At 66.4% G+C, this 19,006-nt stretch carries 18 protein-coding genes; 17 read left to right on the top strand and 1 reads right to left on the bottom strand.

What is annotated here, in order from left to right; translation table 11 throughout:
• The 7 genes from QUV18_RS17480 (at position 1) to QUV18_RS17450 (ending at position 7,840) form a co-directional block, all read left to right on the top strand.
• Positions 1 to 474 (top strand): hypothetical protein, encoded by a 474-nt coding sequence (locus QUV18_RS17480; protein ID WP_300895344.1) that lies wholly within the window; start codon positions 1 to 3, stop codon positions 472 to 474.
• Positions 474 to 1,484, top strand: coding sequence for a branched-chain amino acid ABC transporter permease (locus QUV18_RS17475; protein ID WP_300895342.1), 1,011 nt, complete (start codon positions 474 to 476; stop codon positions 1,482 to 1,484). The genes QUV18_RS17480 and QUV18_RS17475 overlap by 1 nt, the downstream gene beginning before the upstream one ends.
• Positions 1,481 to 2,785, top strand: coding sequence for a branched-chain amino acid ABC transporter permease (locus QUV18_RS17470; RefSeq protein ID WP_300895340.1), 1,305 nt, complete (start codon positions 1,481 to 1,483; stop codon positions 2,783 to 2,785). The genes QUV18_RS17475 and QUV18_RS17470 overlap by 4 nt, the downstream gene beginning before the upstream one ends.
• A 228-nt stretch (positions 2,786 to 3,013) precedes the next feature.
• Positions 3,014 to 3,193 (top strand): hypothetical protein, encoded by a 180-nt coding sequence (locus tag QUV18_RS17465; RefSeq protein ID WP_300895339.1) that lies wholly within the window; start codon positions 3,014 to 3,016, stop codon positions 3,191 to 3,193.
• A gap of 112 nt (positions 3,194 to 3,305) precedes the next feature.
• Positions 3,306 to 3,500: a hypothetical protein gene (locus QUV18_RS17460; protein WP_300895338.1), complete on the top strand. Its 195-nt coding sequence runs from the start codon at positions 3,306 to 3,308 to the stop codon at positions 3,498 to 3,500.
• Between the two features lie 150 nt (positions 3,501 to 3,650).
• On the top strand, positions 3,651 to 4,748 hold the full coding sequence (locus tag QUV18_RS17455; protein WP_300895336.1) for an efflux RND transporter periplasmic adaptor subunit: 1,098 nt from the start codon (positions 3,651 to 3,653) through the stop codon (positions 4,746 to 4,748).
• On the top strand, positions 4,745 to 7,840 hold the full coding sequence (locus QUV18_RS17450) for an efflux RND transporter permease subunit (RefSeq protein WP_300895335.1): 3,096 nt from the start codon (positions 4,745 to 4,747) through the stop codon (positions 7,838 to 7,840). The genes QUV18_RS17455 and QUV18_RS17450 overlap by 4 nt, the downstream gene beginning before the upstream one ends.
• Before the next feature lie 84 nt (positions 7,841 to 7,924).
• Here QUV18_RS17450 and QUV18_RS17445 read toward each other — a convergent pair whose 3' ends face one another.
• The gene (locus QUV18_RS17445; protein ID WP_300895334.1) at positions 7,925 to 8,410 is read right to left on the bottom strand and encodes a MarR family winged helix-turn-helix transcriptional regulator; all 486 of its coding nucleotides are present in this window, start codon (positions 8,408 to 8,410) and stop codon (positions 7,925 to 7,927) included.
• Between the two features lie 72 nt (positions 8,411 to 8,482).
• Here QUV18_RS17445 and QUV18_RS17440 point away from each other — a divergent pair, with 72 nt between their 5' ends.
• The 10 genes from QUV18_RS17440 (at position 8,483) to QUV18_RS17395 (ending at position 18,983) form a co-directional block, all read left to right on the top strand.
• Positions 8,483 to 9,049 carry a TRAP transporter small permease subunit gene (locus tag QUV18_RS17440; RefSeq protein WP_300895332.1) on the top strand — a complete coding sequence of 189 codons (567 nt, stop codon included), beginning with the start codon at positions 8,483 to 8,485 and terminating at the stop codon, positions 9,047 to 9,049.
• Positions 9,046 to 10,356 (top strand): TRAP transporter large permease subunit, encoded by a 1,311-nt coding sequence (locus QUV18_RS17435; protein ID WP_300895331.1) that lies wholly within the window; start codon positions 9,046 to 9,048, stop codon positions 10,354 to 10,356. The genes QUV18_RS17440 and QUV18_RS17435 overlap by 4 nt, the downstream gene beginning before the upstream one ends.
• Positions 10,357 to 10,374: 18 nt before the next feature.
• Entirely contained in the window at positions 10,375 to 11,394 is a 1,020-nt protein-coding gene (locus QUV18_RS17430) for a TRAP transporter substrate-binding protein (RefSeq protein WP_300895330.1), read from the top strand.
• 61 nt (positions 11,395 to 11,455) lie between these two features.
• A complete protein-coding gene (locus tag QUV18_RS17425; protein WP_300895328.1) occupies positions 11,456 to 12,379 on the top strand; it encodes a hypothetical protein in 924 nt (307 codons plus the stop codon).
• A 76-nt stretch (positions 12,380 to 12,455) separates the two neighbouring features.
• A complete protein-coding gene (locus QUV18_RS17420; RefSeq protein ID WP_300895327.1) occupies positions 12,456 to 12,860 on the top strand; it encodes a PaaI family thioesterase in 405 nt (134 codons plus the stop codon).
• Between the two features lie 207 nt (positions 12,861 to 13,067).
• The gene (locus QUV18_RS17415; protein WP_300895325.1) at positions 13,068 to 13,613 is read left to right on the top strand and encodes a PAS domain-containing protein; all 546 of its coding nucleotides are present in this window, start codon (positions 13,068 to 13,070) and stop codon (positions 13,611 to 13,613) included.
• Between the two features lie 23 nt (positions 13,614 to 13,636).
• Positions 13,637 to 17,098, top strand: a complete 3,462-nt coding sequence (locus tag QUV18_RS17410) for a CheR family methyltransferase (protein ID WP_300895324.1) — start codon at positions 13,637 to 13,639, stop codon at positions 17,096 to 17,098.
• A gap of 25 nt (positions 17,099 to 17,123) precedes the next feature.
• Entirely contained in the window at positions 17,124 to 17,453 is a 330-nt protein-coding gene (locus QUV18_RS17405; protein ID WP_300895323.1) for a response regulator, read from the top strand.
• Positions 17,454 to 17,633: 180 nt separating this feature from the next.
• On the top strand, positions 17,634 to 18,119 hold the full coding sequence (locus tag QUV18_RS17400) for a hypothetical protein (protein ID WP_300895321.1): 486 nt from the start codon (positions 17,634 to 17,636) through the stop codon (positions 18,117 to 18,119).
• Positions 18,120 to 18,356: 237 nt separating this feature from the next.
• The gene (locus tag QUV18_RS17395; protein ID WP_300895320.1) at positions 18,357 to 18,983 is read left to right on the top strand and encodes a LysE family translocator; all 627 of its coding nucleotides are present in this window, start codon (positions 18,357 to 18,359) and stop codon (positions 18,981 to 18,983) included.
• Positions 18,984 to 19,006 lie beyond the last annotated feature (23 nt).

Below are 19,006 nucleotides of genomic sequence, written 5' to 3'. Positions count from 1 at the left end.
ATGACCACCCTGCTCCGTATCACCGCGCGTACCATGGCGGGGGCCTTTGCCCTTCTGTTGACCGCCCCATCAACCCTGTCGTCCACGTTGGAAACGCTGGCTGATCAACCGAGGGACACGCTGTCGATCTACCAGTGTGCCGAAACGCAGACCTGTGACACGGCAACGAATTGCGTAAATGCGGAAACCCGAGTGGTGATTGCCCATTCGCGCGTCGCCGGGTCGCCCCAGTATCTTGCCATGGGGCCGATGGTGACTCAGGCCAGCGGAGGAATCTTTTATCCCCAGGAATGGCGCTGGATCCTTGGCGGCATACCTGCGCCCTCGTCGAACCTGGGCCGCCAGAACTACCTGTCCACCCCCGACGGCGTGACCTGGGCAGCGCATGTTTACCGGACGGGAAGCGAAGTTCAGGGTCTGGAAGACAGCGACTGGGTGCGCGCCGACTATTCTTGTGAACAGGTGCTATTCTGATGGACATCCTCAACGCCATCGTCGCGCTCTCCAACTTCGTCCTGATCCCCGCCATCGCCTATGGCAGCCAGCTGGCCCTCGGCGCGCTCGGGGTGACGCTGATCTACGGCATCCTGCGCTTCTCCAACTTCGCCCATGGCGACACCATGGCCTTCGGCACCATGGTCACCATCCTCGTCACCTGGTGGTTCCAGTCCATGGGCCTGAGCTTCGGCGTCCTGCCCACCGCACTCCTCGCCCTGCCCCTCGGCATCGCCGCCTGCATGGCGCTGGTGCTCGCCACCGATCGCATGGTCTATCGCTTCTACCGCGAACAGAAGGCCAAGCCGGTGATCCTGGTGATCGTCTCGATCGGCGTGATGTTCGTGCTGAACGGCCTCGTCCGCTTCATCATCGGCCCGGGCGACCAGCGCTTCGCCGACGGCGAGCGCTTCATCATCAACGCCCGCGACTTCAAGGAGATGACCGGCCTCGAGGAAGGGCTCGCCTTCAAGACCACGCAAGGCATCACCGTCGTCACCGCCGTGATCGTCGTGGCGCTCCTCTTCTGGTTCCTCAACCGCACCCGCACGGGCAAGAGCATGCGCGCCTATTCCGACAACGAGGACCTGGCCCTGCTGTCCGGCATCAGCCCCGACCGCGTGGTCATGGTGACATGGCTGATCGTGGCGGCGCTGGCCACCGTCGCCGGCACGCTCTACGGGCTGGACAAGAGCTTCAAGCCCTTCACCTATTTCCAGCTCCTCCTGCCGATCTTCGCCAGCGCAATCGTCGGCGGCCTGGGCAGCCCGGTCGGCGCCATCGCCGGCGGCTTCATCATTGCCTTCTCGGAGGTGTTCATCACCTACGCCTGGAAGAAGGTGCTGGAATACCTCATGCCCGAAAGCCTCGAACCCTCGGGCCTCGTCCAGCTCCTCTCCACCGATTACAAGTTCGCGGTCAGCTTCGTCATCCTCCTGATCGTGCTTCTTTTCCGGCCCACCGGCCTCTTCAGGGGGAAAGCGGTATGAGTGAACCGATGAAAAACGCCGCCATGTTCGTCTTCGTGGCGGCCCTGATCCTGATGACGGGCTTTGCGCAAAGCTGGTCCACCGCGCTTCTCATCCTCAACATGGGGCTGATTTCGGCCATCATGGCGCTGGGGCTCAACCTGCAATGGGGCTTTGCCGGGCTCTTCAACGTGGGCGTCATGGGCTTCGTGGCCCTGGGCGGCCTGGCGGCCGTGCTCGTCTCCATGCCCCCCACGACCGAGGCCTGGGCGGCGGGCGGCGTGCGCCTGATCTCCGGCCTCCTGGTCGGCGCGGCGGTGATCGTCGCGGCGGCGCTGACCTTCAAGTACATGAAGAAATCGAAGCTGCGCGGCCTGATCGTGCTGGTCATCCTCGTCGGCGGCTTCTTCCTCTACCGCGCGGTCTTCGATCCGGGCGTCAACGCGGTCGAGGCGGTGAACCCCGCCGGCACCGGCTATCTCGGGGGGTTGGGCCTGCCCGTGCTGCTGGCCTGGCCCGTGGGCGGGCTGCTGGCGGCGGGCGCGGCCTGGATCATCGGCAAGTCGGCCCTCGGCCTGCGCTCCGACTACCTCGCCATCGCCACGCTCGGCATCGCCGAGATCATCCTCGCCATCCTCAAGAACGAGGACTGGCTGGCGCGCGGGGTCAAGAACGTGGTCGGCCTGCCCCGCCCCGTCCCCTACGAGGTCGACCTCCAGTCCGACCCGGCCTTCATCGAGAAAGCCGCCGGGCTCGGCCTCGACCCGGTCACCGCCTCCTCGCTCTACATCAAGCTCGCCTACGGCGCCCTCTTCGCCGTGGTCCTCGCCGTGCTGCTCATCCTCGCGCAGCTGGCGCTCAACAGCCCCTGGGGCCGGATGATGCGCGCCATCCGCGACAACGAGGTCGCGGCCGAGGCGATGGGCAAGGACGTCACCGCCCGCCACCTGCAGATCTTCATCCTGGGCTCCGCCTGCTGCGGCATCGCCGGGGCGATGATGACCACCCTCGACGGCCAGCTCATCCCCACCTCCTACCAGCCCCTGCGCTTCACATTCCTGATCTGGGTGATGGTCATCGTCGGCGGCTCGGGCAACAATTTCGGGGCGGTGCTGGGCGGCTTCCTGATCTGGTTCCTCTGGGTGCAGGTCGAACCGATCGGCCTCTGGCTGATGCAGACGATCACGGCCCCCCTGCCCGAGGGCAGCGCCCTGAAGGACCACCTGATCGGCAGCGCCGCGCATATGCGGCTCTTGACCATGGGGGTGATTCTCATCCTCGTGCTGCGGTTCAGTCCACGGGGCCTGATTCCCGAAAGATAGGCCCGGAACCCGGTCGTTAAAATGCGCCGGGTTTCCATCCCGGCACCAATCAGGCCCCGGCCGCCCATTGACAACGGCGGCCGACAGGATTGTGTCAGGAATGTGGCGGGCCATCGAAAAGGCCACATTCCCGCCACATTCCACTTTCAATGACAGGGCCAATGCGATCGGCCGGCCCCCGAACGGGCCGCGCGCGCATCGCGCAATTGCCCTGAAAGGCGGCCCCGGATGACCAAGTACCTGCAAACCTTCCGCCGCGACGAGTCCGGCGCCGCCAGCACCGACTGGATCACGCTCACGGCAAGCGTCGTGATGCTCGGCCTCATCGCGGTCACGGCCGTCAAGACCGGCTCGATCGAGGTCGGCGAGGGCATGGTCACCCAGGTCAGCGTGTCCAACGGCGACTGATCCCCATGCGGCATCCCGCCACGCCCGCCCGGGCGTTGCGGCCACAAAATTGCCAGACTCTGCTGGCAAAATGACACCTTCACGACAAGATGGGCCACGAAGGATGGCTGACATGATCAAACGTTTCGGAACCTTCCTCGAAGACGAAAGCGGCGCCGTCACCGTCGACTGGGTCGTGCTGAGCGCGGCCGTTGTCGGCCTCGGGGTCGCGGCTGTCAGCACGGTCGGAGATGGCGTGAACTCGCTGGCCTCCGACATTGCCACCGCCATCGCCGACAAGTCGGTCGACAACCGCAACGGCGACTGACCGTCCGCCCCGGGCCGCCCCGGGCGCCGGCCAGTGGCCGCCCGGACACGACCCCGCGATCACACCCCCTTCCCCGTTGCCATTTGGCCGGTTTCCGCTACGCTTGCCGCTGCGCCGCCGCCGTGACGCGGGCGTGCCGGGGAAACGTACATGGCCGTATGGAAACAGCTCCTGTTGCTCTGCCTTCTGGGCGGGCTCGGCTATGGCGGCTGGTGGGTCTACCGGGAACACTACGCCCCGCCCGAGGAAGCCGCCGCCGAGCGCCCCAACGCCCCCGCCCCGGTCGAGATCGTGCCCGCCGAACGCCAGGTGCTCGAAACCACCGTCGAGGCGGTCGGCACCACCCGCGCCCGCCAGTCGGTCGAGATCGTGCCCGAGGCCGCGGGCCGCATCGTCGAGATCACCTTCACCCCCGGCGATCGCGTCGAAAAGGGCGAGGTCCTCGTCCGGCTCGATGACGCCATCCAGCGCGCCGACCTGGCCGAGGCCGAAGCCCGTTCGACCGAACAGGAACAGGTCCTCGCCCGCGCCCGGCAGCTTCGCGAAACCAACGCCATATCGCAGGCCACGCTCGAGGAATCCGTGGCCCGCCTGGCCGAGGCCGGCGCCCAGCTCGACCGCGCCCGCCGCCGGCTGGAAGACCGCACCATCACCGCCCCCTTCGCCGGTGTCGTGGGCCTGACCGAGGTCGACCCCGGCGCCCGCGTCAGCGAGGGCGACCTGATCACCCGGCTCGACGACCTCTCCGAGGTCATCGTCGAGTTCGCCCTGCCCGAAACCCTCTTCGCGCAGGTCCGCACCGGCCTCTCCGTCACCGCCACCAGCGCCGCCTTCCCCGACCGCACTTTCGAGGGCCGCATCGCCGCCGTCGACAGCCGCATCGACCCGGTCAGCCGCGCCTTCCTGACCCGCGCGGTCATCCCCAACCGCAACAGCGTCCTGCCGGCGGGGATGTTCATGTCCCTCACCCTCACCCTCTCGGAATCCGACGAACTGGTCGTGCCCGAGGCCGCGATCATCTTCCAGGCGGCGGAAACCTACGTCTTCACCGTGACCGACGGCACCGCCCACCGCGTCCCGGTCCGAACCGGCCAGCGCCGCGCCGGGCTCGTCGCCATCGAGGGCGGGCTCGAGGAAGGCACCGGCGTCGTCGTCCGCGGCCTCCAGCGGGTGCGCGACGGCGCGGCGGTCAGCGTGCTCGACGCCGGCGAACCCTCCTCGGCCTCGGCAACCGAGGGCGACTCGTGACGCTCCCCGACATCGCCGTCCGCCGCCCCGTACTTGCAGCGGTGGCAAGCCTCCTGCTGCTGGTCTTCGGCCTCGCCGCCCTGCGCACCATCCCCGTGCGCGAACTGCCGGATGTCGACAACGCCGTCGTCTCCATCGACACGATCTACCTGGGCGCCGCGCCCGAGGTGATCGACACCGACATCACCGAACCCATCGAGGGCGCGGTCGCCGCCATCAACGGCCTGCGCTCGATCAGCTCCGAAAGCCGGCAGGGCCGAAGCCGCATCACGCTGGAATTCGAAACCGGCCGCGATATCGAGCAGGCCGCCAACGACGTGCGCGATGCCGTCGGCCGCGTCTCCTCCCGCCTGCCGGAAGAGGCGCAGGATCCCCGCGTCATCAAGAGCGATGCCGACGCCGACCCGGTCATGCGCCTCGCCGTCACCTCCTCGCGCATGACCACGGCCGAGATCACCGACTACATCGACCGTTTCATCTCCGACCGTCTGGCCACCATCGACGGGGTCGCCAACCTGCAGATCTACGGCGAGCGCCCCTTCGCCGTGCGCATCTGGCTCGACCGGCGCGCGCTGGCGGCCCGGCAGCTCACCGTGGCGGATGTCGAAACCGCGCTCCGGCGCAACAACATCGAGCTTCCCGCGGGCGAGGTCGTCTCGGAAGAGCGCCAGCTCTCCGTCCGTCTCAACAGCCGCCTGCGCAGCGTCGCCGATTTCCGCGACGTGGTGCTCGACCGGGTGGCGGGCTACCCCGTCCGGCTGGGCGACGTGGCCCGCGTCGAACCGGGGGTCGCCGACGACACCACCATCGTCCGCACCAACGGCAGCGACGCGGTCGGCATCGCCATCCTCCGGCAAAGCCAGTCGAACACCCTCGCCATCTCCCAGGGCGTCCGCGAAGAAATCGAGCGCCTCAAGCCTACCCTCCCCGAAGGCATGGACATCATTATCGGCTCCGACGACGCGCTCTTCGTCGGCGCCTCGATCCGCGAGGTGATGATCGCGCTCTTCATCTCGCTCGGCCTCGTCGTGCTGGTGATCCTGCTCTTCCTGCGCTCCTTCCGCGCCACGCTGGTGCCCTTCGTGGCGATCCCGGTCTCGCTCATCGGCTCCTTCATCCTGATCGGCGCATGGGGGTTTTCCCTCAACACGCTCACGCTGCTGGCCATGCTGCTCGCCATCGGCCTCGTGGTCGATGACGCCATCGTCGTGCTGGAAAACATCCAGCGCCGGATCGAGAACGGCGAAAGCCCGCTGGTGGCCAGCCTGCGCGGCGCCAAGCAGGTCACCTTCGCGGTGATCGCCACCTCCTTCACCCTCATCGCGGTCTTCGTGCCGCTGTCGTTCATGCCCGGGCAGGTCGGCCGCCTCTTCGTCGAATTCGGCTGGGTCATGGCCGGCACCGTCGCCATCTCCACCTTCGTGGCGCTCTCGGCCTGCCCGGCGCTGGCCTCCCGCGTGCTGAGATCCGGCAGCGGGCTCAAGCGCGAAGACGGCCGGCTCACCGGCATCCAGGCCGGGTATTACCGCCTGCTGCAGCGCGCGGTCCAGATGCCGCTCGTCGTGCTGGCGCTGGCCATCGCCATAACCGGCGGCGCCGCGCTCTTCTACGAGGGGCTGCCCCGCGAACTGGCCCCCTCGGAAGACCGCGGCGTCGGCTTCATCCCCCTCACCTCGCCCCAGGGCAGCACGGTCGAACACACCGACCTCGCCGCCCGGCAGGTCGAGGCGATCCTCGAACCCATGCGCGAGGAGGGGTTGATCGACACCGTCTTCACCTTCACCGGCTGGGGCAACCGGGCCTGGCGCTCCTTCGTGGTCTTCCGGCTGGTCCCGTGGGAGGAACGCACCGTCGCCATCTCCGACGTGGTGGGCCGGATCGTCCCGCAGATGAGCCAGGTCACCATCGCCCGCGGCTTCCCCGTCACCCCGGCGGGGCTCGGCCTGCGCGGCAACTCCACCCCCGTGCGCGTGGTCATCGGCGGCCCGGATTTCGAAAGCGTCAAGGAATGGTCCACCACCCTGCTTGCACGCTCGGAAACCGTCCCCGGCCTCGTGAACCCGGAAATCAACTTCGAGGAAAACCTCCCCCAGCTCGACGTCAGCATCGACCGCAACCGCGCCGACGATCTCGGCATTTCCATCGACACCATCGCCAACACCCTGCAAACCATGCTCGCCTCGCGCGAGGTGACCACCTTCGTCAGCCGCGGCCGCGAATACCCGGTCATCCTGCAAGCGGCCGAGATCGACCGCGAAAGCCCCTCGGATATCGACAACCTCTTCATCCGGGCGGGCGACGGCGAAACGCTGGTGCCGCTCGGCGCGCTGGTCTCGATGAACGAGAACGCCGCCGCACCCTCGCTCCGCCGCTTCGACCGGCTGCCCTCGATCCAGCTTTCGGGCACCGTGGCGCCCGGCCACAACCTCGGCACCGTGCTGGAAGGCGTCGAGGCCGTCGCCGCCGACATCCTGCCCGCCTCCGCCAAGCTCGGCTACGAGGGCCAGTCGCGCACCTTCAAGGACACCTCCGAAGGCGTCGGCATCGTGCTGGCCCTGGCGCTGCTGATCGTCTTCCTCGTGCTGGCGGCGCAATTCGAAAGCTTCATCCACCCCCTCACCATCATGCTGACCGTGCCGGCTGGGGTGGCCGGCGCAATCTACGCCATGGCGCTCGGGGGGCTCTCGCTCAATGTCTATTCGCAGATCGGGATCATCCTGCTGGTGGGTCTGGTGGCCAAGAACGGCATCCTCATCGTCGAGTTCGCCAACCAGCTCCGCGACGAGGGAATGAAACGCCGCGAGGCCGTCCTGCGCGCCTCGGCCCTGCGCCTGCGGCCGATCGTGATGACCGTGCTCTCGACCGTGCTGGGCGCCCTGCCGCTGGTGGTGGCCACCGGCGCCGGCGCCGAAAGCCGGGCGGCCATCGGCACGGTGATCATCGCGGGCCTGATGCTCGCCAGCGTGCTGATGCTGGTGGTCACCCCGGTCCTCTACGACCTGCTCGCCCGCTTCACCAAGCCCCGCGGCGCCTTCGAGCGGCTCATCAACCGCGAGCTGTCAAAACCCGCAACGCAGGCCGCGAACGGGTGATTTGAGTATTTTCAGAAAGATGAAAGGCAAACGGGCGCCCCCTTTCATCTTTCCCCAAATACTCCCGCCGGAGGCGTCCCGACCTCAGCCACCCTGCGCCTTCGCCGGCTGGCCGGGCGCCCACCGCTCCACGTCCCGCGCAAGCTTGTCCAGAAGCCGCGTCAGGGTCTCCACCTCCTCCGGCTCCAGCGTCTCCAGCATGACCCGCTCCGCCTCGGCAAAGCTTGCCATCACCCGGTCATGCACCGCCTGCCCCGCGTCGGTGATGGCCAGCACGTTCCGCCGCGTATCCACCGCATCCCGCGTCCGCGTGACGTATCCCTTCTCGACGAGGGAAGAGACCGCCCGGCTCACCGTGTTCGACGGCTGCTCGGTGATCTCGCAGATATCCCGCGCATTCAGCCCCGCGCGGAAGTTCAGGCACATCAGCACCGTCAGCTCCGGCCGGATCAGCCCGGTCTCCCGCTCCATCCGCCGCATCAGCGGTTCGCGGTAGAAATTGATGATGAACGCCATCCGGTATCCCACCGGAATGGACGTGCCATCAAGGATATCCATCAGCTTGAGCATGACCGCGGCCTCCTGACCTGCTAGGCTAGGACAAAAAAGGGGATTGCTCCAGATGGAAATATATAGTTCCATATGGAGGAATATCTGGCAAGGGAGGCACGGCCGGAAATGGAGGAGGAGAATGGCAGCCCCTGGGCGCAGGCCCTGCTGCGCGGGCTTTCGTGGCTCGTCATACTGCTGATGCTTGGCATCGTGCTGCAGGTCGCCTGCAACGCGCTCGACATCAACCCGCTCGCCCGGTTCGACACCGCCCTGCCGCTTCTCGGCAAGGCCATCACCCTCAACACGCTGCTCGACCTGCAATGGCACCTGCTGGTGATCACCGGCCTCCTGCCCGCCGGGCTGGTCTGGCTGAGCAATGCCCATGTGCGGGTCGATTTCTTCTACCAGCCCCGCAGCGACCGCACAAAGGCCCGCATCGACCTGGCCGGAAACCTCCTCTTCGCCCTGCCCTTCCTCGTCATGATCCTGCCCGCCGCGTGGGATTTTACCCACCGCGCCTGGCGCTCCGACGAAGGCTCCGCCTCGGGCGGGCTGAATGACCTCTGGCTGATCAAGGAATTCCTGCCCCTCGGCATGGCCCTCCTCGCCCTGGCGCTCGCCGTCGAGACCCTCCGCCTTCTCCGGCGCGCGAAATGAGCGAAACCGCCCTGCCCCTCGCCATGGCCGTGCTCACGCTCGCCGGCATCCTTGCAGGCTACCGCGTGGCCATGGTGCTCGCCGGCTCCGCCGCCCTCTTCATCCTCGTCTCCGACCTGCCCACCGCCTATTTCAACCTGCTCACCAGCCGGATCTACGCCAACGTCCTGTCGAACTGGCTTCTGGTCGCCATCCCGATGTTCATCTTCATGGGGCTGGTGCTGGAAAAATCCGGCGTCGCCGAACGCTCGCTCCGCGCGTCGCAACAGGCGCTCGGGGGCAGCGCGGCGGGCATGGGCATCTCCGTCCTTGTCATCGGCGTCCTGCTCGCGGCCTCCTCCGGCATCGTCGGCGCCTCCGTGGTGCTGCTGGCGCTGCTCGCCCTGCCCCGCCTGCAGGAAACCGGCTACGACAAGCCCACCTCCGCCGGCCTCATCGCGGCCTCCGGCACGCTCGCCATCCTGATCCCGCCCTCGGTCATGCTGATCGTGCTGGGCGACCAGCTCCAGACCCCGGTGCCGGACATGTTCGCCGGCGCCATCGGCCCGGGCCTCCTGCTGGTGGGCATCTATGCCATCCTCGTCGCCATCCGCTCCCGCGGCCTGCCCCGCGCCCCCCGCCTGGAAGGCCGCACCAACCCGTTCCGCCTGCTCCTCGACCTCGGCCCCCTCCTGACGCTCATCGTCGTGGTCCTGGGCTCCATCATCGCCGGCTACGCCACCCCCACCGAGGCCAGCGGCCTCGGTGCCTTCGGGGCGATCGTCGTGACCCTCCTCTACCGCCGCTTCGACCTCGCCACCATTATGGCCGCCGCCCGCCAGACCGTGACGACCACCTCGATGGTGCTCCTGGTCATGATCGGCGCCACCTGCTTTTCCGCCGTCTTCAAGGCCATCGGCGGCGACGACATGGTGGAAACAGCCATCACCGCCTTCGGCACCGACCCTTTGACCGTGCTGGCCGTGGTCATGGGGGCGATCTTCCTGCTGGGCTTCGTCCTCGACTGGCTGGAAATCACCCTCATCCTCATGCCGATCTTCGCCCCCATCGTGGCAGGCCTCGACTTCGGCAACGGCCTTTCGGGCGACGCGCTGCTGGTGTGGTTCGGCATCCTCGTGGCCGTCAACCTGCAAACCAGCTTCCTCACGCCGCCCTTCGGCTTCTCGCTCTTCTACCTGCGCGGCGCGGCAGGCGGCCAGCTCAGCACGACCGATATCTACAAGGGCGTCCTGCCCTTCATCCTGCTTCAGCTACTGGTGCTGGGGCTGATCATCGCCTTCCCCGTCATCGTCACGGGGCTTATCTGAACCACTAGGGAGGAAACCATGAAACACACAATGAAAGCGGCCGCGCTGGCCGTGCTGGCGGCCACCGCCGCCCAGGCCGACACCTACACGATGCAAAGCGCCTTCGGGCCCCTGCCGGTGCTCGACCCGGCCGCCAAGCGCTTCGTCGAGAACGTCTCCGTCCTCACCGGCGGCGAGGTCGAGTTCGACTACCTCCTCGACGGCGAACTTTCCCCCGCCTTCGAGATCTTCGACAATGTCAGCGCCGGCGCCATCGACGCGGGCTTCAGCTTCGCGGGCTACGCCGCCGGCAAGGAACCGGCCGCCGCGCTCTTCGGCTCGATCCCCTTCGGCGGCGAGCCCACGCAGTACATCTCCTGGCTCAACCACGGCGGCGGGCTGGAGCTCTGGCGCGAAATGTACGAGCCCTACAACCTCGTGCCCATGGCCTGCGGCGTCATCCTGTCCGAGTCGGGCGGCTGGTACACGAAGGAAATCAACACCCCCGAAGACCTCAAGGGCCTCAACATCCGCATCGGCGGCCTGGGCGGCGAGATCCTCTCGAAACTCGGCGCCAACGCCATGTCGCTGCCCGCGGGCGAAATATCCACCTCGCTCGAAACTGGCCGGCTCGACGCGACCGAGCTCAGCTTCCCGCTGGTCGACAAGCTCCTGGGCTTCGACCAGGTCGCCAAGAACTACTACTTCCCCGGCTGGCACCAGCCCGCGGGCTTCATCGAGTTCTACATGAACAAGGACAAGTGGGACGCCCTCACCGACGCGCAGCGCAAGGCGATCGAGGTCTCCTGCAACGAGGTCAGCCTCTGGGCCCTCGGCCACGCGGCGGGCGCCCAAGGCCCGGTGCTGCAGGAATTCCGCGACAACGGCGTCAACGTCGCGCGTTTCCCCGACAGCGTGATGGAGGCCCTGCGCACCGCCGCCGACGAGGTCTACGCCGAACGCTCGGCCGAGGACGAGATGTTCAAGCGGGTCATCGACAGCTACCGCGCCTATGGCGAGGACTACCGCGAGTACCAGGCCCTCTCGGCGCTGGACTGATCCGCTTTCCCCGCCCGTGCCACACCGGCGCGGGCGGGCCAACACCGTCGGGAGACCTCGCATGCGCCGCCCCGTGACGTTGCGCGATTTCGGCAGCTACACCGCCGGCGGCCGCCTGCACCGGGTCACCGAGGGGCAGCCGCGCGACCTGCCCGTCACCCGCGACGTCACCCTTACCTTCGACCCACGGGGCACCTTCGCGGTCGAACAGGCCTACGTGCAGTATTTCATACCCGACCCCCTCCGCGACGCGCCGCCCGTCGTGCTGCTGCATGGCGGCGGCATGTCCGGCACCGTGTGGGAGGGCACGCCGGATGGCCGCCAGGGCTGGCTCCAGCTGCTGCTGGCCGAGGGCTACGAGGTACATGTCATCGACAATGCCGAACGCGGCCGTGCCGGGTTCATGCCGGGTCTCTGGCCGGGCGAGCCGGTGCTGCGCTCGCTCGAGGACGCCTGGCACCTCTTCCGCATCGGCCCGCCCGACGGGTTTGCCGCCCGCCGCGCCTTCCCCGGCCAGCGTTTCCCCGCCGACAGCCTGCCGGCGCTGGCGGCCACCTTCGCCCCCCGCTGGCTCTCCACCGCCCCGCAACAGGCCGCGGCGGTCAAGGCCGTGCTCGATGGCCTTCCCTCACCCATCCTCGTCGCCCACAGCCAGGGCGCCGAGCCCGCCTTCGAGGCCATCGCCCAGGGCGCACGCCTCTCCCAACTCGTGCTTCTCGAACCCTCGGCCGAGCCCGACGACCCAACGCCGCTCGCCGGCCTGCCGGTGACGCTCTTCACCGGCGACTACCTCGACATCAACGAGCTCTGGCAGGGCCGCGCCGCCGCCTGGGACCGGTTCGAGGCGCGGCTCCGCCACGCCGGCACGCCCCTCCACCGCCTCGCCTCCGGCACCACCCTGCCATCCGGCCATTCCCACCTGCCGATGCATGACCACGGCCACGACACCGTGCTCGACACCATCCTCGCCACCCTCGGCACCTGACCCCGAGGTTCCGGTGGCACAGCCGCGCTCCGCCCGCTATGTCCATGGCAAACCGGCCCTTGAGCGAGACAGCACCATGACCCCCGAAGAACTTGACGCCATCCTGCCCGACTTCCCGAAATCCATGGGCGTGACCCTGACCCATGGCAGCCCCGAATGCATCGTCGGCACCCTGACCGTCCAGCCCCACCACGCCAACCGCAACGGCGTCATGCATGGCGGCGCCATCATGGCCTTCGCCGACGCGCTCGGCGGCTCGGCCGCCGCCGTCAATCTCGAAGACGGCCAAACCACCACCACGCTGGAAAGCAAGACCAATTTCATCCGCCCCATCGCCATCGGCGAGACCGCCACGGCCCGCTGCGAGGCCCTGCACCGCGGCCGCCGCACCACGATCTGGCAAACCACCGTGCTGCGCGAAGACGGCAAACCCGCCGCCATCGTCATCCAGACCCAGATGACCCTCTCCGCGGCCGGCTGAGGCCCTGTAAATGCCTGCCTATTGCGCAGCCATGAAACCCCGGCCGCATGTTCGGCGTTATTCCCGCGTCGCCTGACTTGGCGTCAACCCGCCAGCCTATTGACCGGATTGTATCGCTTCGGATCAAAAGATAAGTAAACCATTGTCTGCATACGCAGACGCACCAATATATGCGTGTCATTGTTGTTTGAAAGCGAGTTGAACCCGATGCCGTCTCAGACTGACCTGCCGCCCGCCCTGGGCGACTATATCCGGAAGTCCGGCGTCGCGCTGGCCGTCTCCACAACCGGGGGCGATGCCCCCCTCATCGCCGTGAACGAGGCGTTCTGCAAGCTCACCGGCTATTCCGAGGACGAGGTGACCGGCAAGAACTGCCGCTTCCTGCAAGGCCCCAACACCACCGAGGAAGAGCGCCAGCCGCTGCATGACTTCGTCCACGGCCAGGGCGGCGACAGCGACCGCTTCCCGATCACCAATTACCGCAAGGATGGCAGCGAGTTCCGCAACTTCGTCTTCATGTCCCGCCTCTACGACGCCCACGGCAAGGCCCAGCTGATCCTCGCCTCGCAATTCGACATGACCTCGGCCATGCAGCGCTCGGAAATCGCCAAGAACGACGCCAAGCTCTCGCAGGCACTGACCGACGTGGAACAGATCGGCCGCGAATATGGCTTCGCGATGATGGGATCGGCCCAGCTCATCGCCGACTCGGTCGCGACCCTCGCGCGCATGTCCTTCTCGGACTCCCGTTAACCCCGCGGCCGGCTCATCGTCACATGAAAGATTCCGAAGAAGAAGATCAGACCCCGGCCCAGAAACGGGAAGCAGACCGCAAGCGGCTCTGCGTCGTCGGCATCGGCGCCTCCGCCGGCGGGCTCGAGGCCATCCGCGAGATGCTGACCGAGGCGCGGCCCGAGAACAACCTCGCCTTCGTCGTCATCCAGCACCTCGATCCCAACCACGAAAGCCTGCTGGCCGAACTGCTCTCCCGGCATACCGAGCTGACCGTGCGGCAGGTCTCCGGCGGCGAGAAGGTCGAGGCCGGCAACGTCTACATCATCCCGCCGGGCCACGGCCTCTCGATCAAGGACTCGGTCCTCAACCTCACCGATTTCGCCCAGCCCCGTGGCCTGCGCCGCCCGATCGACGACTTCTTCGAAAGCCTCGCGCTGGACCAGGGCCGCTTCGCCGCCTGCGTGATCCTCTCCGGCACCGGCGCCGACGGCAGCGCCGGCCTCCGCGCGATCAAGGAGCATGGCGGCCTCTGCGTCGTCCAGGATCCCCGCACCGCCAAGTACGAAGGCATGCCCACCTCGGCCCAGGGCACCGGGCTGGTCGATTTCGTCCGCCGCCCCGGCGAGATCGTCGAGGCGATCCAGCAGTTCTACGCCCATTCCTTCGTCGACACGGTCGACCGCAAGCTCGCCAGCACGGTCGAGGAAAACCTCAAGGACATCTGCGGCGTCGTGCGCAACTTCGTCGGGCACGATTTCTCCGGCTACAAGAAATCCACCCTCGTCCGCCGGGTCCAGCGCCGCATCCAGGTGCTCGACCTCGCCGACGCCCATGCCTACCTCCAGCACATCAAGTCCGACCCGCTTGAATGCGAGGTGCTGTTCCGCGACCTGCTGATCAACGTCACCCGTTTCTTCCGCGACCCCGAGCATTTCGCGGCCCTCCGGGCCAAGGCTATCAGGCCGATGATCGAACATGCCGGCAACGAGGACGAGCTCCGCGTCTGGATCCCCGGCTGTTCCAGCGGCGAGGAAGCGTTCTCCATCGCCATGATGTTCGCCGAGGAGGCGCGCGCCCAGAAACGCGCCCCCAAGGTCCAGATCTTCGCCACCGATATCGACGAGCAGATGCTGCGCATCGCGCGCGAGGCCTCCTACCCGCAATCCGCCCTCGCCGACATCCCCGAGGAAATGCGCGACGCCTACACCATCGCCCGCGACGGCCGTTTCCAGATCTCCGGCCGCATCCGCGACATGATCCGCTTTTCCGTGCACAGCATCGTGCGCGACCCGCCGTTCTCGAATATCGACCTGGTCTCCTGCCGCAACCTGCTGATCTATTTCGGCGACCAGCTCCAGAACCTCGCCCTGCCGATCTTCCACTACTCGATCAAGCCCGACGGCATCCTGTTCCTCGGGCCGTCCGAAACCGTCGGCCGCCACGACCACGCCTTCCGGCAGGTCGACCAGGCCGCGCGGATCTTCCAGCGCAACGATGGCCGCCCCGAATACCCCCTCCACCTGCGCGGCCAGTCCCGGCCCGAAACCCCGCGCCGCCCCGGCATCCACGAGGACGATACCGCCCGGCTCCAGCCCGACTGGCGCGAGGACAACGCGGTCCAGCGCATCCTGTCCACCTACGCCCCCGCCACGCTCCAGGTGACCACCTCGGGCGAGATCCTGAAAACCACGGGCCGGCTCGGCAAGTATCTCGACTACGGCACCGACCAGGAAACCAACCGCTTCGCCCCGTCCATCGCCCGCCCCGGCGTGCGCGAGGCCGTGTCGGCCATCATCCGCCAGGTCGGCAAGAACAAGAAGCGCACCATCTCCCGCGATCTCGTCGCGAAGTCCGAATTCGGCCAGCAGGCCTTCGACCTCATCGCCGAGCCGCTCGATGACGGCTCGATCTTGCTGATCCTGCGGGACCGCGACCGCTTCGAAACCTTCCAGGACGAGGATTTCGACGATCTCGACCCGATGGACAGCCACGTCCAAAGCCTCGAGGACGAGCTGCGCAGCACCCGCGTCCGCCTGCACACCACCGTCGAGGAGCTCGAGACGGCGAACGAGGAGCTGAAAAGCTCCAACGAAGAAATGATGTCGATGAACGAAGAGCTCCAGTCGACCAACGAGGAGCTTTCGACCGTCAATGACGAGCTGAAAAGCAAGGTCGACGAGCTGTCCGTCGCCAATGCCGACCTCAGCAACTTCTTCGCCTCCACGGCCCTGCCGCTGGTCGTCGTCGATTCCGACATGTCGATCCGCAACTTCACCGATGCGATCCAGTCGATCTACCCCTTCCGCGGCACGGACCGTGGCCGCCCGCTCAGCGAGGTGACCAGCAGCCTGCGCAACAACGAGGAAGTGCTGACCGCCGCGCGCGACGTCATGGACGATGGCGAGGTCCGCTACCTGCGGGTGGCCGACCGGGCCGAGGAACGCACCTGGTCGCTGGTCATCACCCCCTACCAGAACCGCGTGGGCGACGTCGACGGCGCCACCCTGGTCTTCACCGAGGTCACCGACGCCCTGCGCCTCGAGGAGGCCCTCAAGCACGAGGGCGAGCGCCTGCGCCTCGCGCTCGACGTCACCTCGCTCAGCGTGTGGGAATTCGATCCCGGCTCGGACGAGCTGAAGCTCGACGATACCGGCCGCGCCATGATCGGCACCGACGAGAATGTGCTCCGCCTCGGCGATTTCCTCGACGAGCTCAACAGCAAGGACCGCGCCGCCATCGAAGCCGCCTTCCGCAACGCCGACGAGGACGACGACAGCATCGACCTGACCTATTCGGCCCCGCTGAAGGACGGCACCAAGCGCTATGTCCGCGTCGTCGGCCGCCGCATCAACGGCCACCGCGCCGACCGGATTCTCGGCGTGTTCTTCGACGTCACCGCCGAGGAAGAGGCCAAGACCGTCCGCGAGATGATGCTACGCGAGATGAACCACCGGGTGAAGAACATGTTCTCGGTGATCTCCAGCATGGTCCGCATGGCCGGCCGCACGACCGACAGCATCGACGACCTGGTCGAAGGCGTGCAGGCCCGCATCAACGCGCTGGCCCGCTCGCACGACATGACCCAGCGCTCCCGCACGGGCAAGCGCCTCCGCCTCGAGGACGCCATCCGCGCGGCGCTGGAACCCTATGACGGCCAGGCCGAAACCAGCGTCTCGGGCCCCAAGGTCCTGCTCACCAGCCAGGAGCTTACCTCGCTCTCCCTGCTCCTGCACGAATGGGCCACGAATGCCGCGAAATACGGCGTGCTCGGCCCCGCCACCGGCACGCTCGATGTGGCATGGAAGACGCATAAAAACGGATCGGTGGAATTAATATGGAACGAGATCCACGATCGGAGAGTTATTCCTGACGAAAACGGTACCGGTTTTGGCTCAACATTGGTCGAGCTGGCAGCCGCACAGCTTGGCGGAAGCGTAACGGTTTCCTTCGACGATAACGAACGTAAGATGACTTTGGTTTATGAGCCCGAAAACAATGAATGAAAAAACTGATCGAGCAACGGTGCTTGTGTGTGAAGATGAATTCGTGGTCGCGTTGGACCTCAAACTCCTGATCGAGGAATTCGGCTTCGAGGTGATGGGCCCCTTCGCGAAGCGGTCCGACGCCCTCGAAATCCTCGACAAGGGCCTCCCCGACGTGGCCCTTCTCGACGTGCGCCTGAAGGACGGCGAAGTGTTCCCCCTGGCCGACAAGCTCGTCGACTTGGGCGTGCCCATCGTCTTCCACTCCGGCCACATCTTCGAGGAAGACGTCCGCAACCGCTACCCCGGCGCCGAGACCTGCCAGAAACCGGTCAGCGCCAAGCACCTGCGCACGACGCTGGAAAACGCGCGCTAGGAAGGCCGCTCTACGATCGGAACGGCCCGATGCGGTATCGGCGACTTGCAAGCCGGGAACGGGCTGGAATCGCAATGCCCGCTTCGTACCCAACGCTGACCTGTCGACGAAGCGCCTGCGCGGAACAAAGGGCTTCAGCCCGCCGCGCATCGGCCGCAAATCCACAATGATGCAAACCGCATGGATATCGGCTATCGAAGGAGACCCGTAGGGCGTTGGAGTGACCTATTGTCGGAAGTATCGATACCAGACGGCGCGCTTCGCTTCCCATTAACCGCAAGCGACGAATATCTCCTGAATGGCGTTAAAAAATGGGTCGATTTGCTCGCCGAGGGCAGATTTGCAGACGCATTCAATCTCACCGCACACGACAGCTACCATTCTTGGACGCCTGAACTAATCCGGTCGGTTATCGCGGGATATGGACTTCCGCACGTGGCCGGAGAGCACGAGTACAGGATTTCAAGAGTAACCGAGGCAAACGAAGGACGTACGCCTTGTTGGGAAATCGACCGCTGGCGGGATGCCGAGCCGAATAGCCGTGTAGGGTCAATCTCATTTCGCCTACCGCTTGATGGGGAGTGGTCGGACCTAACCGCGACCTTTGAAATCCTTCAGAATGACGGTCGTTTGGTTCTGGTTCTGAACGATATTCATGTGCTTTGATCCGTCAGCCCCGTGACGCCCTTGCGGGTTACGCAGTAAGCCATCGAAAAGGCCGCTCCCTTCGGGGAACGGGCTAAGTCCGTGGGACTCCCAAGCCGGGGTCGCGCCGAAACCGCAAGGACCGCCTCAAGCCCATCCTGCTCATTCGTCAGGACGCAGGAAAGCCTGGTTGCGGGGCTTGTTATCGATCTCCGCCTGTGCATTGCTGCAATCTGCAGAGATTGTGGAGAAAGCAGTATGATCGACCCAGCCTTGCTGCTCACCTATTCGTTGATCGTTCTCGGCTTTGTTTTCATCCCCGGGCCCGCGACCCTTCTGACGGTTGCCCGGGCCACGACGTCCGGAACGAGGGTTGGTATTGCGACGGGCGCCGGCATCACGGCGGGAGACGTCCTACACACCATCATGGCGGTGGTCGGTATCTCGGCCATCATCGCCGCGTCGGCCACTCTCTTCACCATCGTGAAATACCTGGGCGCCGCGTACCTGGTTTTCCTTGGTTTGAAGGCGATCTTCGAGAAGGCATCGGTCGACCTTGGCCAGGGCCGCGTTCCGATCACCGCACCTCAAGCCTTCAGGCAGGCAATACTCGCCGAGGTGCTGAACCCCAAGACCGCCCTGTTCTTCCTCGCCTTCCTGCCCCAGTTCGTCGCCCCCGAAAAAGGCTACGTGGTCGCACAGCTTACCGTTCTCGGGATCATCTTCGCGCTCATCGGCTTTCTCAGCACGATCGTCTACTCCGTCGCAGCGGGTGGCCTGGGCAACTTCCTCCGCCGCAACCCGACGGTTCTCAAGTGGCAGGGCAAGGTCGTCGGCAGCATCTATTGCGCACTCGGCATTCGTCTCGCCTTGCAAGAGCGCTGAACCGACATTCCGCCAAAGCCAGC

It is taken from the genome of Roseovarius sp., assembly GCF_030373445.1.
Classification (GTDB): Bacteria; Pseudomonadota; Alphaproteobacteria; order Rhodobacterales; family Rhodobacteraceae; genus Roseovarius.
Note: the sequence above shows the minus strand (reverse complement) of the source record. Positions and strands in the feature narration are given on the sequence as shown.

Coding starts and splice junctions, on each gene's coding strand:
- QUV18_RS17480 (WP_300895344.1), top strand. CDS start 1: ATGACCACCCTGCTCCGTATCACCGCGCGTACCATGGCGGGGGCCTTT.
- QUV18_RS17475 (WP_300895342.1), top strand. CDS start 474: ATGGACATCCTCAACGCCATCGTCGCGCTCTCCAACTTCGTCCTGATC.
- QUV18_RS17470 (WP_300895340.1), top strand. CDS start 1,481: ATGAGTGAACCGATGAAAAACGCCGCCATGTTCGTCTTCGTGGCGGCC.
- QUV18_RS17465 (WP_300895339.1), top strand. CDS start 3,014: ATGACCAAGTACCTGCAAACCTTCCGCCGCGACGAGTCCGGCGCCGCC.
- QUV18_RS17460 (WP_300895338.1), top strand. CDS start 3,306: ATGATCAAACGTTTCGGAACCTTCCTCGAAGACGAAAGCGGCGCCGTC.
- QUV18_RS17455 (WP_300895336.1), top strand. CDS start 3,651: ATGGCCGTATGGAAACAGCTCCTGTTGCTCTGCCTTCTGGGCGGGCTC.
- QUV18_RS17445 (WP_300895334.1), bottom strand. CDS start 8,410: ATGCTCAAGCTGATGGATATCCTTGATGGCACGTCCATTCCGGTGGGA.
- QUV18_RS17440 (WP_300895332.1), top strand. CDS start 8,483: ATGGAGGAATATCTGGCAAGGGAGGCACGGCCGGAAATGGAGGAGGAG.
- QUV18_RS17435 (WP_300895331.1), top strand. CDS start 9,046: ATGAGCGAAACCGCCCTGCCCCTCGCCATGGCCGTGCTCACGCTCGCC.
- QUV18_RS17430 (WP_300895330.1), top strand. CDS start 10,375: ATGAAACACACAATGAAAGCGGCCGCGCTGGCCGTGCTGGCGGCCACC.
- QUV18_RS17425 (WP_300895328.1), top strand. CDS start 11,456: ATGCGCCGCCCCGTGACGTTGCGCGATTTCGGCAGCTACACCGCCGGC.
- QUV18_RS17420 (WP_300895327.1), top strand. CDS start 12,456: ATGACCCCCGAAGAACTTGACGCCATCCTGCCCGACTTCCCGAAATCC.
- QUV18_RS17415 (WP_300895325.1), top strand. CDS start 13,068: ATGCCGTCTCAGACTGACCTGCCGCCCGCCCTGGGCGACTATATCCGG.
- QUV18_RS17410 (WP_300895324.1), top strand. CDS start 13,637: ATGAAAGATTCCGAAGAAGAAGATCAGACCCCGGCCCAGAAACGGGAA.
- QUV18_RS17400 (WP_300895321.1), top strand. CDS start 17,634: ATGGATATCGGCTATCGAAGGAGACCCGTAGGGCGTTGGAGTGACCTA.
- QUV18_RS17395 (WP_300895320.1), top strand. CDS start 18,357: ATGATCGACCCAGCCTTGCTGCTCACCTATTCGTTGATCGTTCTCGGC.